Below are 15,467 nucleotides of genomic sequence, written 5' to 3' on the forward strand. Positions count from 1 at the left end.
CCAGGCCTTCAAGGCCAGGAACACCAGTGATACAGCTAGAACTACCGATCGAGCGCGGGTGGTTGAGCCTATGTGGGTTTGCTGTGCGGGCGGCGACATGGGCGGATACTATACGGCGCGCAATACAACTGAGCATCGGTCAAGAACTTCTTACCGTACTCGATCCATTCAGGCCGATACGTTTACCTATTCAGCCTGGAGTGGACGGCGGGCAACCGCCCGGAACCGCACTTCGAGAGGCCGAAACCGTGCCCGATCCCATTCCCGCCCCCAGGACGGCAGCCGACTCCAGGGCGAGCGCGCTGCGTACCGTGCTGCGTACGGCGCTGCGCCGGCTTCCGCCGGGCACGATCCCGGTCGGCGGTGGGGTCTGCGCCCTGGCGCTGGCCTCCTACGTGTACCTGGCCATCGCCGGGCGGACCCTCTCGGTCGATGCCATGGCGGGCCTCTCGGTGCTGTGGTCGCTGGCGTTCTCCGTGGGCACCGGCCTCTTCCTGCCGCTGGAGCAGGAGTTGACGCGGGTGGTGGCCGCGCGGCGGGCCCGCGGCGAGGGGGTCGGGCCGCTGGCGCTGCGCGGGGTGCGGATCTCGATGAGCCTGCTGCTGCTCTGCCTGGCCGGTCTCGGCCTGTTCGCCGGACCGCTGGCCCGGCAGCTGTTCCGCGGCGACCGGTCGCTGGTCTGGGCGCTGGGCGCGGCGCTGGCCGGGCTCTCGGTGGTCCACATCAGCCGCGGCCTGCTCGCCGGCTCCGGACACTTCCGGGCGTACGGCGCGCAGTTGGGCATCGACTCGGTCCTGCGGGTGGTCCTGGCGCTGGCCCTGAGCCTGGCCGGGGTCACCGCGCCGCTCCCGTTCGCGCTGCTGCTCAGCCTGGCGCCGCTGATCTCGGTGGCCGCCGGCATCGCCACGACGGCCCGCACCGCGCAGCCGGGGCCGGCGGCCGGGCCGACGGAACTGCGCAAGGGCCTGGCCCCGCTGACCTTCTCCACCCTGCTCGGCCAGGTGCTGCCGAACGCCCCTGTGGTCCTGGCCGAGCTGATGACCAGCGCGTCGATGAAGAGCGCCGGGTCGGCGCTCACCGCCGCGCTGCTCAGCGCCATGATCATCGTCCGGCTGCCGATCTTCGCGGCGGTCTCGGTGCAGCCGTCCGTGCTCAGCGTGCTCAGCCGTGCCTACGCGCTGGGGAACCGTGCGGCCTTCCGGCGGCAGCTGCTGGGGGCGACCGCGGGCGCGCTGCTGCTGGGCGCGGCCGGGCTGCTGCTCAGCGGAGTGCTCGGACCCTGGCTCGCGACGACGCTGTTCCACACCCCCCGGGCGCTCGGGAACGGTGACTTCGCCGTGCTCTCGCTCGCGACCGCCGGACTGCTGCTGGCCCTGATCCTCAGCCAGGGGCAGTTGGCGATGAACCGGCAGCGGGCCCAGGGCACCGCGTGGGCCCTGGGAGCCGCGGTGTTCCTCGGGTTGGCGTTGCTGCCGGGTTCTGTCATGGCACGGCTGGAGGCCAGTTACTCCGGGGGATGCTGGACGGTGGCCCTGGTCCTGGGCCTCGGCATCGCCCGCCACCTGCGGCGACACCCGGCCGGCCCGGTCGCGGAGGCCTCGGCCGCGAAGGCCGGGACGGTCACTGTGTGACACCGATATCGGATCGGTATGCGTTCGGGAGTCGAAGCCTGTGCGATCTATTGGCGTGGCTCTCCCTGCAAGTTATGGTCCAGTTCTTGCTCAGTCGAAGAGTTCTGCCGGCAAAGAGATTCAGCACCTCGGGATATGACAGCGCGGTCGACTTCCCTCTAGGAGGCTTGTCCTATGCACACCCAAGTCGGTCGGGGTGGGGGGTGGCGTCGGCAGCTCATCGCCGTCGGCGCGGTGACCTCCCTGGCACTGCTCGCGGCCTGCTCCAACGGCACGTCCTCGTCCGGCGGCTCCAAGTCCTCGGGCTCGGCGGCGGCCCTCACCGGGGACTGCGCCCAGTACCAGGCGTACGCGGGGCACGCCGGCACCAAGGTCACCATGTTCGCGTCGATCCTCAGCCCCGAGTCGGACTCGCTCCAGACCTCCTGGAAGCAGTTCAGCACCTGCACCGGCATCACCATCTCCTACGAGGGATCCAACGACTTCGAGTCCCAGCTCCCGGTCCGGGTCAACGGCGGCAACGCCCCCGACCTGGCGGTCATCCCGCAGCCCGGCCTGCTGGCGCAGATGGTGAAGACCGGCAAGGTGGTCAAGCCGCCGGCGCAGACCGTCACCAACGAGGACAAGTGGGCGCCGATCTGGAAGACCTACGGGTCGGTCAACGGCACCTTCTACGCGGCGCCGATGAGCGCCAACATGAAGTCGCTGGTCTGGTACTCGCCCAAGGCGTTCTCGGCCGCCGGCTACAAGGTCCCGACGACCTGGGCCGATCTGATGAAGCTCAGCGACACCATCGCCAAGGCCGGTAAGAACAAGCCGTGGTGCGGCGGCCTGGCCTCCGGCACGGCCACCGGCTGGCCGGCCACCGACTGGCTGGAGGAGATCGTCCTCGGCAAGTACGGCGGTGACGTCTACGACCAGTGGGTGAACCACACGGTCAAGTTCAGCGACCCGAAGATCATCGCGGCGATGAACGTGCTGCAGGGCTGGATGCACAACCCGGCCTGGGTCAACGGCGGCTTCGGCGGGGTCAGCACCATCGCCTCCACCACGTTCCAGGACGCGGGCTCGCCGATCCTCACCGGCAAGTGCTCGATGCTGCAGCAGGCGTCGTTCTACGAGGCGCAGTGGCCCAAGGGCACCAAGGTCGGCCCCTCCGGCGACATCTGGGCCTTCAAGCTGCCGGCCGCCGACCCGTCGGTCAGCGACCCGGTCGAGGGCGGCGGCGAGTTCGTGGCCGCGTTCTCGGACCGGCCCGAGGTGCAGGCGGTGCAGAACTACCTCTCCACCGCGGCCTGGGCCACCAGCAGGATCAAGGTCGCGCCCGGATGGGTCTCCGCCAACCAGGGCGTCGACCCGGCGGTCTACACCGACCCGGTCGACCAGCTGTCGGCGAAGTACCTGACGGACCCGGCGGCGACGTTCCGCTTCGACGCCTCCGACCTGATGCCGGCCGCGATCGGCTCCGGCAAGGAGTGGTCCGAGTTCACCGCCTGGTTCTCGAACAACCAGTCGGTCGCCAAGACGGCGTCCAACATCGACGGGGCCTGGCCCCAGTAGCCCGCACGGGCGCGGGGGACCGCGCGACGGAGGCTCGTCCCGCTGTCGCGCGGTTCCCCGCGCCCCTTCGAACGATTTCGAACGAAGGAGCGCCACGACGATGTGGGCTGACGCGCTGACCAAGTTCGGCAATGCGGCCGGTGCCGTAGTGGTCTTTGTCGCCGTTCTGCTGCTGATCTTCTTCGCCGCCGGACGCGCCAGCGGCCGGGTGTCCAAGCCGCTCGCGGTGACCATCTTCCTCGGGCCCGCGCTGCTGCTGCTGGCGGTGGGGCTGGTGGTGCCGGCGATCAGGACGATCACCCTCAGCTTCTACAACGACGACTCCACCAAGTTCCTCGGCGGCAACAACTACACCTGGGCCTTCACCAGCAGCGGTGAGCAGCAGATCCTGCTCAACACGCTGCTGTGGATCATCGTGGCGCCGGTGGTCACCACCGTGCTCGGGCTGGTGCTGGCGCTGCTGGTGGACCGGCTGCGGCACCAGGGGCTCTACAAGGCCTTCATCTTCATGCCGATGGCGATCTCCTTCGTCGGCGCCAGCATCATCTGGAAGTTCGTCTACAACTACCGGGACCCCTCGCAGCCGCAGATCGGGCTGCTCAGCCAGATCTGCCTCTGGCTGGGCTGGCACAACCCGCCGAACTGGATCCTCTCGCACCCGCTGAACAACTTCCTGCTGATGGTGATCATGGTCTGGGTGCAGACCGGGTTCGCCATGGTGGTGCTGTCGGCGGCGATCAAGGCCATCCCGGACGAGATCACCGAGGCGGCGGTGCTGGACGGGGCGCGCGGCTGGCGGCTGTTCCAGTACGTGACCATTCCGATGATCCGCAACACCCTGGTCGTGGTGCTGACCACGGTCATGATCACCACGCTGAAGCTGTTCGACATCATCCGCACCATGACCGGCGGGAACTTCGGCACCCAGGTGCTGGCCAACGAGATGTACTCGCAGTCCTTCACCGAGTTCAACACGGGCCGGGGCAGCGCGCTCGCGGTGATCCTCTTCGTCGCGGTGCTGCCCCTGGTGGGCTACAACATCGTCCAGCTGCGCAGGGAGCGTGCGACCCGATGAGCGAAGAGACCGTCGAAGTTGCACCGGGCGCGGAGGCGCCGGTGGTCCCGGCCGGGGGACAGGCCGGAGCCAAGGCCGTGCGCCGGGCGTTCAGCAGCCCGATCGCCTCCTTCCTGGTGATCGCGCTCACCGTGGTGTGGACGATCCCCACCCTCGGCCTGCTGGCCACCTCGCTGCGTCCGGAGAAGGACGTGGCGCAGACCGGCTGGTGGACCTTCTTCGCCCACCCCGGCATCACCCTGGCCAACTACCACGACGTGCTGTTCAACGGCGGGTTCGGGGTGTCCAACGGCCTGATGCCCTATCTGGTCAACTCGCTGGCGATCACCGTGCCGGCGACGATCTTCCCGCTGGCCCTCGCCTCGATGGCGGCCTACGCGCTGGCCTGGGTGCGGTTCAAGGGCAGCGACATCATCTTCTTCGTGATCTTCGCGCTGCAGGTGGTGCCGCTGCAGATGGCGCTGGTGCCGCTGCTCCAGCTGTACTCCGGCGGTGCGCACATCGGCAGTGTCACCATCTTCCCGAGCCTGGGCCTGGGCGGGACCTACGCCCCGGTGTGGATCTCGCACACCATGTTCGCGCTGCCGCTGGCCGTGTTCCTGCTGCACAACTTCATCGCCCAGCTGCCCAACGACCTGATCGAGGCGGCCCGGGTGGACGGCGCCAGCCACTTCCGGGTGTTCCGCTCGATCGTGCTGCCGCTGGCCACCCCGGCGCTGGCGTCCTTCGCCATCTTCCAGTTCCTCTGGGTCTGGAACGACCTGCTGGTCGCCCTCACCTTCGCCGGCGGCACCCCCGAGGTGGCCCCGCTGACGGTCCGTCTGGCCCAGCTGTCGGGCTCCTTCGGGGACCACTGGGAGATCCTGACGGCGGGCGCGTTCATCTCCATCATCATTCCGCTGGCCGTGTTCTTCAGCCTGCAGCGGTACTTCGTCCGAGGGCTCCTTGCAGGAAGCGTCAAGGGATAGGGCCGGCCCGGACTTTCACGTGCGGACCGTACGTGGCTGGGCGCGCAGTTCCTCGCGCCCCTGGGGCTGCAACCTGACCACGGCGGATCAGTTGCAGCACCGTAGGGGCGCGGGGAACTGCGCGCCCAACCCCCTACGGTCCGCAGCCGAAGGAGACACCGTCACAGCAGCCCCGCGGCGCCCCCCGCCCCAGCGGTCTCCGCGGCCCGCTGCAGCGCGCTGGCCAGCAGCGCCAGGTCGGTCGGCCCGTTGCCCAGCTCCCGTACCGGCCGGCGGGCCGGCGGATCGCCCATCGCGGCCCAGTCGATCGGCGCCACGGTAGGGCGCAGTGTCGCGGTGCGGGGGATCCGGCCGCTCACCCTGGCGCCCTGAAAGGCCGTCACCCCGCCGTCGGTGTAACGGATCCAGCCGCGTCCGGGACGGTCCTCCGGGACCGCCGCGGCGTCGTCGACATGGATCAGCAGCGACGACAGCCGGGAGTCGTCGGTGCGCAGCGCGATCCGCAGATGGGCGGCCTCGTCCAGCTCGGTGCCGCTGCTGCGGTCGGGACGGCCGGTAGCCACCGCCAGGTGCACGCCCAGCCGCGGCCCGCGGACGGCGACCGTGTCCAGCGCCGCGGCCAGCGCCGCCCGCTCCCGCCCCGGCAGCAGCAGTTCGTCGTGGTCGTCCACGACCACCAGCAGGTGTGCGGGCGGGGCGGTGTCCACGGCCACCCGGGCGGGGGAGGGCGCCCCGGGCGGAGGCGCGTCGTGCGGGTAGTCGTCGGCGGCCCGGCGCGGGGGCGCCAGCCTGGCCAGCGCGCGCTCGGCGTGCCAGGAGGCGAAGGAGCGTCCCTGGAGCAGCAGTTCACGCCGGTCCAGCTCGCCCAGCAGGCCCTGGGCCGCGTGCAGCAGCTGCTGCGGGTCCGAGCCGTCGACGTAGTCGGTGACCTGCGGCAGTTCGGTGCAGGGCAGCAGCCCGTCGGCCGGGTCGCGGGGCGGACGGCCCTCGATGACCATCACGCCGAGGCGGTCCGGGCGTTCGGCGACCGACAGCGAGGCCAGCAGGGTGCGCAGCAGCTCGGTCCGGCCCGAGCCCGGGGCGCCGCCGATCAGCAGATGGCTGGCCAGGTCGAGCCCGCAGGCGCCGTCGCGGTCCGCGCCGACCAGCACTGCCGGCAGCGCGCCGGAGGCGACCTGGAGGTCCTCCCAGCGGCTCGCCAGCTTGGCCGGGGTGACCAGGTCGAGGCCGAGCAGGTCCAGCAGCCGGGGGGCGTCCGGCAGTGCGCCGCGGCCCGGCCTGCGGTTGCCGTCGGGCTCGCGCAGCGGGGCCAGCCCGCGGGCCAGCCGCTCGGCCCAGGCGGCGGAGACCGCGTCCAGGGCGATCCCGTCCACCAGTTCCGGCGCCGGTGCGGCCCGGTGCTGGCCGCCGGCCGCGGGGCCGGTCCGCTCCGCCGGACGCTCCAGCGTGAGCAGGGTGTCGACCTCGCCGCCGATGGCGGCGGTGGCGCCGCAGCCGTGCGGCAGCAGGTCCGGCCGTTCGGCGAGGGCGATCACATGGACGCCCTGGGCCGGGCCGTGCGCCAGCAGGCTGCCCAGCGCGGCGCGGGCCTGGGTGCTGCCCGGATCGCCGTCGACCACCAGCACGGTGAGCGCGCAGGCCCGGGGGGCGGCGCTGCCGCCGGCCGCGCCCAGCTCGGCCAGCCGGGCCAGGGCCTGCTCCGGATCCAGCGCGGTGAGCAGCCGGCACGACTGCCCCCGCAGCGGGCGCAGCTGCGGCAGCCAGAACGCCCAGGACCAGTCCTGGGCGCGCAGTTCCGCGGGGCGCGCCGGGTCGGCGGAGATCAGCACCAGCTCCAGGGCGGCGGGCCCGTGCAGTACGGCGAGCTGGGCGACCAAGGCGCGGGCCAGCCCGGCCAGCCGGGGCTGCGGGCCGCTCAGCCCGAGGCTGCCGACGCCGCGCAGGTCCAGGGTGACCGGGGCGGCGTGCGGTCCGACGGTGCCGAGCCGCAGCGCCAGGGTGTCCGGGTGCTCCGGGCCGCGCTCCCAGAGCCGGGGCCCGGGGCCGAGCGCGGTGTGCAGCAGTTCGGCAGGATCGGGCCAGCGCCCGGCGTCGGCGCGGCGCAGGCCCGGCGCCGGGGCCAGCCGCAGGCCGTGCGGGGGCGTTGCGCCGGGGCCCGGGACGCTCCGGGGCCCGGCCGGGACCGGGGGCGGCACCGGCGGGCGGAGCGCCGACCTGCCGCCGCGCAGCAGCCGCTCCCCGCCGCGGGCCAGCAGCCCGCGGGTGCGTCCGGCGGACGGTTTCGGCACCGGGGAACTGCCGGTGCCGGTGGCGGTGGGACCGCCCGGCAGCCGGGGTGCCGCCGGTGGCGGCGGGGCGGCCGGACGCTGGGTCAGCTGCAACTGCCCCTGGCCGTCCGCCAGCAGCCCGGAGCCGCCGAGCGGCCCGGGGCGGCCCCCGCCGGCGGTGAGCACCAGGGCGGACTCGCCGAGGCCGATCACCGAACCGGGCGGCACCGGGACCGGCTCGGGGCCCACCGGCAGGCCGTCCAGCGCGGTGCCGTTGGTGGAGTCCAGGTCGGCGACCGAGACCCGGCCGTCAGCGGCGACGTCCAGGGAGAGGTGGAACCGGGAGACGTCGGGGTCGTCCAGCGGGACGTCGGCCTCGGCCGAGCGCCCCACCCTGACCCGGCCCGGCAGCAGCAGATGGATCCCCCCGGCGTCGGGGCCGCCGACCACCCGCAGCTCGGTCGGCGAACCGGCCCTGGTGTCCGGGACGTGGTCCGGATCGGGCTCGTCCAGGCGCAGCACCGCCCCGTCCACCAGCGGGGGGTGGCCCAGTACGGCCCGCTCGTCCAGCCGCTGGTCGCCGGCGTAGAGGTGCACATGGGTGGCGGAACGGGTGCCGCGCGCCCCCGGGCGCCCGGCCACCGCGCCCGCGAGGGCGACCGCCACCGCGCCGAGGGCCGTCCCCACCGGGGCCGTCACCAGCACGTCGGCATGTGCACGCGACGGCGCGGCGCCGTCACGTGCCGCGAGCACGCTCAGCCGGATCTGCATCGTCCCTCGGCCCCTTCCGCAGGCTCCTGGCAGCGGCACTTGCCAACCCACCCGGTACAGCACCACCCGGTCCCACAAACCCAACGATCAGACCCCGCAAGCGGAGTGGTCGCCACGGTGCTGAATGCATCCTCCCATCCGCCACCGACAACTCGCTCCCCTCACCCGTATCGGCGCCGCGACACTCCGGAGGACGAGCCCCGCAGCGCCGGAACGGGAACTTGAAGCACCCTGGAGCACGTCCTCGGGGTAGGGGCTTACTGTTGCCTCCCACAGGCATGACGAAAGCATGGGCGAGGAGCGCACGGGTGCGGCCGGTCGGCAGTAAGTACCTCCTGGAGGAACCGCTGGGACGCGGGGCCACCGGAACGGTGTGGCGTGCGCAGGTGCGGGACGAGTCCGGCACCGGGGCGGTGCTCCAGCAGGTCGCGATCAAGGTCCTCAAGGAGGAGCTGGCGACCGACCCCGACGTGGTCATGCGGTTCCTGCGGGAGCGCTCGGTGCTGCTGCGCCTGGTGCACCCCAATATCGTCCGGGTCCGCGACCTGGTCGTCGAGGGCGAGCTGCTGGCCCTGGTGATGGACCTGATCGACGGCCCCGACCTGCACCGCTACCTGCGCAGCCAGGGCCCGCTGAGCCCGGTCGCCGGGGCCCTGATGATGGCCCAGATCGCCGACGCGCTGGCGGCCAGCCACGCGGACGGCGTGGTGCACCGCGACCTGAAGCCGGCCAACGTGCTGCTGGCGACGGTGGTCACGGCCGACGGCAGCCAGCAGATGCACCCGCTGCTCACCGACTTCGGCATCGCCCGGCTGGCCGACTCGCCGGGCCTGACCCGCACCCATGAGTTCGTCGGCACCCCGGCCTACGTCGCCCCGGAGTCCGCCGAGGGCCGCGAGCAGACCTCGGCCGTGGACGTCTACGGCGCCGGGATCATGATGTACGAGCTGCTGACCGGGCAGCCCCCGTTCCGCGGCGACGGTCCGCTGCAGATCCTGCAGATGCACCTCTCGCAGGAGCCCGAGCGGCCGCGCAACCTGCCGGAGCCGCTCTGGACCGTGATCGAGCACTGCCTGCGCAAGAACCCGGCGCAGCGTCCGACGGCCGTGGTGCTGGCCACCGCGCTGCGCACGGTGGCGGCCGGGATCGGGGTGCACTCCACCCCGGCCCAGATCGACGCGGCCATCGCCGTCGGCGCACTGCTGGCCCCGGCGCTCGCCCCGGTGGGGCAGGACCCCACGCTGCCCAACGGCATGCGCTACGACCCCGGTGCCCCCACGGTGTTCGGCGGCTCGCCGGCCGCGGGCCCGGGGGCCACCATGGTGAACGCCTTCGGAGCGGCGGACCCGACCCAGGTGCTGCCCCCCGGCGCGGCCGAGCGCACCCAGCGGCTCGACCCGGGCCAGGCCCCCGGCGCGCCGCAGCAGACCCGGGTGATGCCCACGCCCCCGGGGCAGAACCAGAACCAGGGCTACGGCCAGAACCAGAACTACGGCCAGAACTACAACCAGAACCAGCAGTTCGGGTCGGACGCCCCGCAGCAGCCGACCGGACCGCACCCGTGGGAGAACCAGCTGCGGGCGGCCCGTACCCGGAACGAGCAGACCCAGGTCGGCTACCCGGTCCAGCCGGGTCCCGAGCAGCAGCCGCAGGTGGCCCCGCCGCCCTACCGCGGGCAGCAGCAGCGTCCCCAGCAGCCGCCGCCGTACCGTCAGCCGCCGCCGCACCAGGAGGCCGCGGGGTACTCCGGGAACCCGGACTACCAGGAGCCGCAGCAGGCGCCGCAGCGGCGCTCCGAGCCCCCCGCCGCGCGCCCCGAGCCGCAGCGTGCGCCCAAGCGCGAACCGCGACGCGAGCCGGAGCGCGAGCCCGAGCCGCGCCGGGAGCGTGAGCCCAGGCCCCCGCGCCGCCGACGGATGCGCATCCCGGGCGGCGGCTGCCTCCGAGCGCTGCTGATCCTGGTGGTCATCGGGGTGGTGGTCTGGTACTTCACGCCGATGCAGCACTGGATCCACAACATCCAGACCTGGTACCACGACGTGGTGAACTGGGTGCGCAGCATCACCGACACCGCGAACAAGGTGAAGAAGGACGTCAACAGCGTCCCCACGGGTCTGCCGACCAACCTTCCCTAGCCCGCGACCGGCAAGTGTCCGGAGCGGAACCAGGTTTGACGCTTTGTCGACATCTGACCTGCGGCAATGGGTGTCCCGTTCCCCCAACCGGCCCCATTCCGCGTACTTTGGTCGCTGACATCCGCCCTATGCGCACGGAGCAGCCTTGGCACGCAAGATCGGCAGCCGCTACACCGCGCACCAGGTGATCGGCCGTGGCTCGGCGGGGACCGTCTGGCTCGGCGAGGGTCCCGAAGGGCCGGTGGCGATCAAGCTGCTCCGCGAGGACCTCGCCTCCGACCAGGTGCTGGTGGGCCGCTTCGTCCAGGAACGCACCGCGCTCACCAGCCTGGACCACCCGCGCGTGGTCGGCGTGCACGACCTGGTCGTGGACGGTGACGACCTGGCGCTGGTGATGGAGCTGGTGCACGGCACCGACCTGCGCTCCCGGCTGGACCGCGAGGGTCCGCTCATCCCGCAGGCCGCCGTCTCCATCGCCGCCGACGTCGCCGAGGGGCTGGCCGTCGCCCACGCCGCCGGCATCGTCCACCGCGATGTGAAGCCCGAGAACATCCTGCTCGACCAGGCCTCCTCGCCGGGCCCCGGCGGAGCGCCGCGTGCCAAGCTCTCCGACTTCGGCATCGCCCGCCTGGTCGACGCGCCCCGCCGGACCCGGGCCACCCGGATCATCGGCACCCCCGACTACCTGGCCCCCGAGGTCATCGAAGGCCTGGAACCGCGCGCCGCGGTCGACATCTACGCCCTGGCCACGGTGCTGTACGAACTGCTGGCCGGCTTCACCCCGTTCGGCGGCGGCCACACCGGCGCGGTGCTGCGCCGCCACGTCACCGAGAGCGTGGCCCCGCTGCCGGGGCTGCCCGAGGACCTGTGGAAGGTCATCGCGCAGTGCCTGGCCAAGGCGCCTGCCTCGCGGCTGCGGGCCACCGAACTGGCCGCGCGGCTGCGGGAGCAGCTGCCCTCGCTGGCCGGCCAGCCGGTGCTGAGGGTGAGCCACCCCGACGCCTCGACCCTGCCGGCGGCCGAGTACGACGACGGCTACGACCCGCACGGGCCGGACGACGGCGAGGACCACGGTGACCCGGGCCGCGGCGGGACCCGGCAGCGGGTCGCCCGCCGGCGCGGCCCCGCGGTGCCGCTGGTGCCCGGCGCCCAGCCGGACTCCAGCCGGGACACCCACACCAGCCTGCGCCGCCCCAACCGCGAGGAGCTGGCCGCCTTCGCCGAGGCCTCCCGCCAGGAGCGCGCCGCCCGGGAGGCGGCCGCGGCCCGGCCCGGGTCCGGCAGCACCCACCGCCGCCCCGGCTCCCGGCGCAGCGGCGCGGGCAGCAGCGTCCGCCGCCGCCGGCTGCTGGTCGGCGTGGTGGCGCTGCTGGTCGCGGCCGGGGCGCTGGGCGCCTACAAGGCCTTCGCCGGCGAGAACGGCGGCGCCGGCGCTCCCGGCGGCGACTCCTCCAACTCCCCGTCCACCGGCCCCACCGACGGTTCCACGGACAGCTCCACCGACAGTCCCTCCGCCGGCACCGACCCCACCAGCACGGCCCAGGCCGCGGGGCCGGAGCGGGCCCCCGGCACCGTCTCCGGCTGGGGCGCGCTCACCGGCATACCGGTCGGCGGACCCCCGGTCGCGGCGGCCCTGTCCGGCAGCCGAATGCCGCCGCCCGTCCGCACCGCCTGAGCTCCGGCACGGGCAGTCGGGACCCGCTCCCGCAAGCCGTTAGGCTTGCACCGTGGCAGCCATCGATCCTTCCGAAGCAATCAAGTCCCTCGAGACGACGATGTCGTCGATCGAGGCCGTGGTCGATCTCGACAAGATCCGTGCCGATATCGCGATCTTCGAGGAGCAGGCCGCCGCTCCGAACCTCTGGGACGACGTGGACGCGGCCCAGCAGGTCACCAGCAAGCTCTCCTTCCTCCAGGGCGAGCTCCGCAAGGTGGAGACGCTGCGCAGCCGCATCGAGGACCTCTCGGTCATGTTCGAGCTGGCCGAGGACGAGAACGACGCCGACGCGCGCGCCGAGGCCGAGTCCGAGCTGGAGAGCGTCCGCAAGGCCGTGGACGAGATGGAGGTCAGGACGCTGCTGTCGGGCGAGTACGACGCCCGCGAGGCCCTGGTCAACATCCGGGCCGAGGCCGGCGGCGTCGACGCGGCGGACTTCGCCGAGCGGCTGATGCGGATGTACCTGCGCTGGGCCGAGCGCCACGGCTACCCCACCGAGGTCTACGACACCTCCTACGCGGAGGAGGCCGGCATCAAGTCGGCGACCTTCGGCGTCAAGGTGCCCTACGCCTACGGCACGCTCTCGGTCGAGCAGGGCACCCACCGGCTGGTCCGGATCTCCCCGTTCGACAACCAGGGCCGCCGGCAGACCTCCTTCGCCGGCGTCGAGGTGCTCCCGGTGGTCGAGAAGAGCGACCACGTGGACATCGACGAGTCCGAGCTGCGGGTGGACGTCTACCGCTCCTCCGGCCCGGGCGGCCAGGGTGTCAACACCACCGACTCCGCGGTCCGGATCACCCACCTCCCGACCGGGATCGTGGTCTCCTGCCAGAACGAGCGCTCGCAGATCCAGAACCGCGCCAGCGCCATGAACGTGCTCCAGGCCAAACTGCTGGAGCGGCGCCGCCAGGAGGAGAAGGCGGAGATGGACGCGCTGAAGGACGGCGGCAACTCCTGGGGCAACCAGATGCGCTCCTACGTCCTGCACCCGTACCAGCAGGTCAAGGACCTCCGTACGCAGTACGAGGTGGGCAACCCGCAGGCGGTCCTGGACGGCGAGCTGGACGGCTTCATCGAGGCGGGCATCCGCTGGCGCAAGCAGAACGAGAAGGCCGAATAGGGCCTGCCGCGAGTTCGGCAATATTCATACCAATCACGGCGATCTGCCCCTGAAAAGGGACAGATCGCCGTTGACGTTACCGGGTGTGATTCACCATGCTGGCCCGCAATGCCCGGTGCGGGCGGGACCTGAGGTTGCGAGAGGGGCCGTTGTGGCCATGGCAGGGCGCGGACACCGGAAGAAGTACACCGGCATACGCTCACGCGGGGTGCGTGTCGCTGCGGCAGGACTGGCGCTGGCCGGGACGGGACTGCTGGTCAGCGGGGTCGCCTCGGCCGCCACCACGCCCGATCTGGTGCAGACGAAGGTGGTCGACGGGCCGCAGGACAGCGCGGTCACCCTGAACGCCTCGGCGTCCGACGCCGCAGCGACCGACACGGCTACGGCGAGTGACGAAGCCACCACGACGGACCCCACCAGCGACCCCGCGGAGAGCTCGACCGGCACCCCCTCGGCCTCGGCGACCGCGAGCGCCACCGGCAGCGCGGCCTCGTCGGCCGCCACGGCCGCCTCCTCGGCGTCCGCCGCGGCCTCCGCCTCCGCGTCCCCCTCGGCGAGCGGCAGTGCCGGCAGCGGCGTGGGCAGCGGCTCCTCGGGCGGCGGCGGTGCGAGCGCCCCGCAGCCCCGGCAGACCCTCGCGGAGACCGGTACCGACGACAGCGCCCCGCTGCTGTTCGCCGGCGGCCTCACGCTGCTGGCCGGCGGCCTGGTCTTCCGCTTCGGCCCCCGTACCGGCACGCCCCGGCACGCGGCCTGAGCGCCGGTACACAGGCTCGACAGCAGAGAGGCCGGGCCCCGGGAGACGTTTCCCGGGGCCCGGCCTCTTTCGCTGTGGGGTCAGGCGAAGGCGTGCCTGGCTATCAGGGCGCAGGCGACCAGCGCCACCAGTAGGGCGATCAGCGCGGCGGGGGAGAGCGAGCCGAACAGGCCCTGCTGCTCCTGCATCCGCTGCCGGCTGGCGCGGCAGGTGGGGCAGCGGCCCTCTGCCACAGGTCCGGCACAGTTGGCGCACACCAGACGGTCGAGCGTCATGTCGATCTCCTCCTTCGACCTGCCCAACGAGACACCATGCCGGGTGGGTTCCCTCCACTGTGCCATGCCGAACGCGATCCGGTCGGGTTCCGGCTCCGCCACCGGGGGCAGGGGCGGCGCACAGCCGTCAGGGAATGATCACGGGGAGTGAACATGATGGCAGGTTCCCATGATTCTTACGCTTGAAAATTCCGATTTGATGTCGTTTGACCGTGAACTCCCCCACCTTTCCGTGAGCGCGACTGCAAGCCGCCGTCGGGTTCGCGTAAGGTCGGCCAACCGGGGGAGCTGTCAGCGCGGGTGCACCATGCCGTCCTGCGGTGCGGCTCCGTCAGACCTGTCCCTGTCCGCGAGGGGGTGGTGAAGGTTCCGGAGTAACCGGAGCCCGCGTCAACCCTTCCACCTAGACTGGCCGACCGTGATGCAGCCGTGATCCGATTCGACAACGTCTCCAAGACCTATCCGAAGCAGAACCGTCCCGCCCTGGACAACGTCTCGCTCGAGATCGAGAAGGGCGAGTTCGTCTTCCTGGTGGGCTCGTCGGGCTCCGGGAAGTCGACCTTCCTGCGGTTGATCCTGCGCGAGGAGCGGCCCTCCATCGGCGAGGTGCACGTCCTCGGCAAGGACCTGGCCAAGCTGTCCAACTGGAAGGTCCCGCAGATGCGGCGCCAACTGGGCACGGTCTTCCAGGACTTCCGGCTGCTCCCGAACAAGACGGTCGGACAGAACGTCGCCTTCGCACTGGAGGTGATCGGCAAGCCGAGGTCCGTCATCGGCAAGGTCGTCCCCGAGGTGCTCGAACTGGTCGGCCTGGCCGGCAAGCAGGACCGGATGCCGGGCGAGCTCTCCGGTGGTGAGCAGCAGCGCGTGGCCATCGCCCGCGCGTTCGTGAACCGGCCGATGCTGCTGATCGCGGACGAGCCGACCGGAAACCTCGACCCGCAGAACTCCGTCGGCATCATGAAGCTGCTGGACCGGATCAACCGGACCGGCACCACGGTGCTGATGGCCACCCACGACCAGGCGATCGTGGACCAGATGCGCAAGCGAGTCATCGAACTGGACACCGGACACCTGGTCCGCGACCAGTCCCGCGGCGTCTACGGCTACCAGCACTGACCGCCGGAAACCGCCGCACGTACCGCACGCCCAGGCGTCCGCACCAGGCCGACGTCCCGACCAGCTAGGAAG

At 72.3% G+C, this 15,467-nt stretch carries 11 protein-coding genes; 9 read left to right on the forward strand and 2 right to left on the reverse strand.

What is annotated here, in order from left to right:
- Window positions 1-248: 248 nt before the first annotated feature.
- The 4 genes from ABUW04_RS38410 to ABUW04_RS38425 all read left to right on the forward strand — a co-directional run bounded on the left by ABUW04_RS38410 (window position 249) and on the right by ABUW04_RS38425 (window position 5,234).
- On the forward strand, window positions 249-1,631 hold the full coding sequence (locus ABUW04_RS38410; RefSeq protein WP_380568933.1) for a hypothetical protein: 1,383 nt from the start codon (window positions 249-251) through the stop codon (window positions 1,629-1,631).
- A 174-nt stretch (window positions 1,632-1,805) separates the two neighbouring features.
- Window positions 1,806-3,191, forward strand: coding sequence for an ABC transporter substrate-binding protein (locus tag ABUW04_RS38415; protein ID WP_051726114.1), 1,386 nt, complete (start codon window positions 1,806-1,808; stop codon window positions 3,189-3,191).
- Window positions 3,192-3,291: 100 nt separating this feature from the next.
- Window positions 3,292-4,266 carry a carbohydrate ABC transporter permease gene (locus ABUW04_RS38420; protein ID WP_051726113.1) on the forward strand — a complete coding sequence of 325 codons (975 nt, stop codon included), beginning with the start codon at window positions 3,292-3,294 and terminating at the stop codon, window positions 4,264-4,266.
- Window positions 4,263-5,234, forward strand: coding sequence for a carbohydrate ABC transporter permease (locus ABUW04_RS38425; protein WP_030260638.1), 972 nt, complete (start codon window positions 4,263-4,265; stop codon window positions 5,232-5,234). Before ABUW04_RS38420 ends, ABUW04_RS38425 begins: the two co-directional genes overlap by 4 nt.
- Before the next feature lie 161 nt (window positions 5,235-5,395).
- On the opposite strand, the gene ABUW04_RS38430 is transcribed toward ABUW04_RS38425, so the two are convergent.
- The gene (locus ABUW04_RS38430) at window positions 5,396-8,272 is read right to left on the reverse strand and encodes an FHA domain-containing protein (RefSeq protein ID WP_380568934.1); all 2,877 of its coding nucleotides are present in this window, start codon (window positions 8,270-8,272) and stop codon (window positions 5,396-5,398) included.
- 308 nt (window positions 8,273-8,580) lie between these two features.
- Here ABUW04_RS38430 and ABUW04_RS38435 point away from each other — a divergent pair, with 308 nt between their 5' ends.
- From ABUW04_RS38435 to ABUW04_RS38450, 4 genes are all read left to right on the forward strand, one after another.
- Window positions 8,581-10,407 carry a serine/threonine-protein kinase gene (locus ABUW04_RS38435; RefSeq protein ID WP_380568964.1) on the forward strand — a complete coding sequence of 609 codons (1,827 nt, stop codon included), beginning with the start codon at window positions 8,581-8,583 and terminating at the stop codon, window positions 10,405-10,407.
- 145 nt (window positions 10,408-10,552) lie between these two features.
- The gene (locus tag ABUW04_RS38440; RefSeq protein ID WP_380568935.1) at window positions 10,553-12,082 is read left to right on the forward strand and encodes a serine/threonine-protein kinase; all 1,530 of its coding nucleotides are present in this window, start codon (window positions 10,553-10,555) and stop codon (window positions 12,080-12,082) included.
- A 52-nt stretch (window positions 12,083-12,134) separates the two neighbouring features.
- On the forward strand, window positions 12,135-13,244 hold the full coding sequence (gene prfB / locus ABUW04_RS38445) for a peptide chain release factor 2 (RefSeq protein ID WP_030260631.1): 1,110 nt from the start codon (window positions 12,135-12,137) through the stop codon (window positions 13,242-13,244).
- A gap of 208 nt (window positions 13,245-13,452) precedes the next feature.
- A complete protein-coding gene (locus ABUW04_RS38450) occupies window positions 13,453-14,001 on the forward strand; it encodes an LPXTG cell wall anchor domain-containing protein (protein ID WP_380568937.1) in 549 nt (182 codons plus the stop codon).
- Window positions 14,002-14,081: 80 nt separating this feature from the next.
- On the opposite strand, the gene ABUW04_RS38455 is transcribed toward ABUW04_RS38450, so the two are convergent.
- Entirely contained in the window at window positions 14,082-14,276 is a 195-nt protein-coding gene (locus ABUW04_RS38455; RefSeq protein ID WP_030260626.1) for a hypothetical protein, read from the reverse strand.
- Window positions 14,277-14,705: 429 nt separating this feature from the next.
- On the opposite strand from ABUW04_RS38455, the gene ftsE reads away from it, so the two are divergent.
- Window positions 14,706-15,395, forward strand: a complete 690-nt coding sequence (gene ftsE, locus ABUW04_RS38460; protein ID WP_030260622.1) for a cell division ATP-binding protein FtsE — start codon at window positions 14,706-14,708, stop codon at window positions 15,393-15,395.
- The last annotated feature ends 72 nt before the right edge of the window (window positions 15,396-15,467 follow it).

Source organism: Streptacidiphilus jeojiensis (genome assembly GCF_042510965.1).
GTDB lineage: Bacteria > Actinomycetota > Actinomycetes > Streptomycetales > Streptomycetaceae > Streptacidiphilus > Streptacidiphilus jeojiensis.

Excerpts from the sequence above, each read along its gene's own strand:
- ABUW04_RS38430 (WP_380568934.1), bottom strand. The coding sequence starts at position 8,272 with ATGCAGATCCGGCTGAGCGTGCTCGCGGCACGTGACGGCGCCGCGCCG.
- ABUW04_RS38455 (WP_030260626.1), bottom strand. The coding sequence starts at position 14,276 with ATGACGCTCGACCGTCTGGTGTGCGCCAACTGTGCCGGACCTGTGGCA.
- ABUW04_RS38420 (WP_051726113.1), top strand. The coding sequence starts at position 3,292 with ATGTGGGCTGACGCGCTGACCAAGTTCGGCAATGCGGCCGGTGCCGTA.
- ABUW04_RS38425 (WP_030260638.1), top strand. The coding sequence starts at position 4,263 with ATGAGCGAAGAGACCGTCGAAGTTGCACCGGGCGCGGAGGCGCCGGTG.
- ABUW04_RS38415 (WP_051726114.1), top strand. The coding sequence starts at position 1,806 with ATGCACACCCAAGTCGGTCGGGGTGGGGGGTGGCGTCGGCAGCTCATC.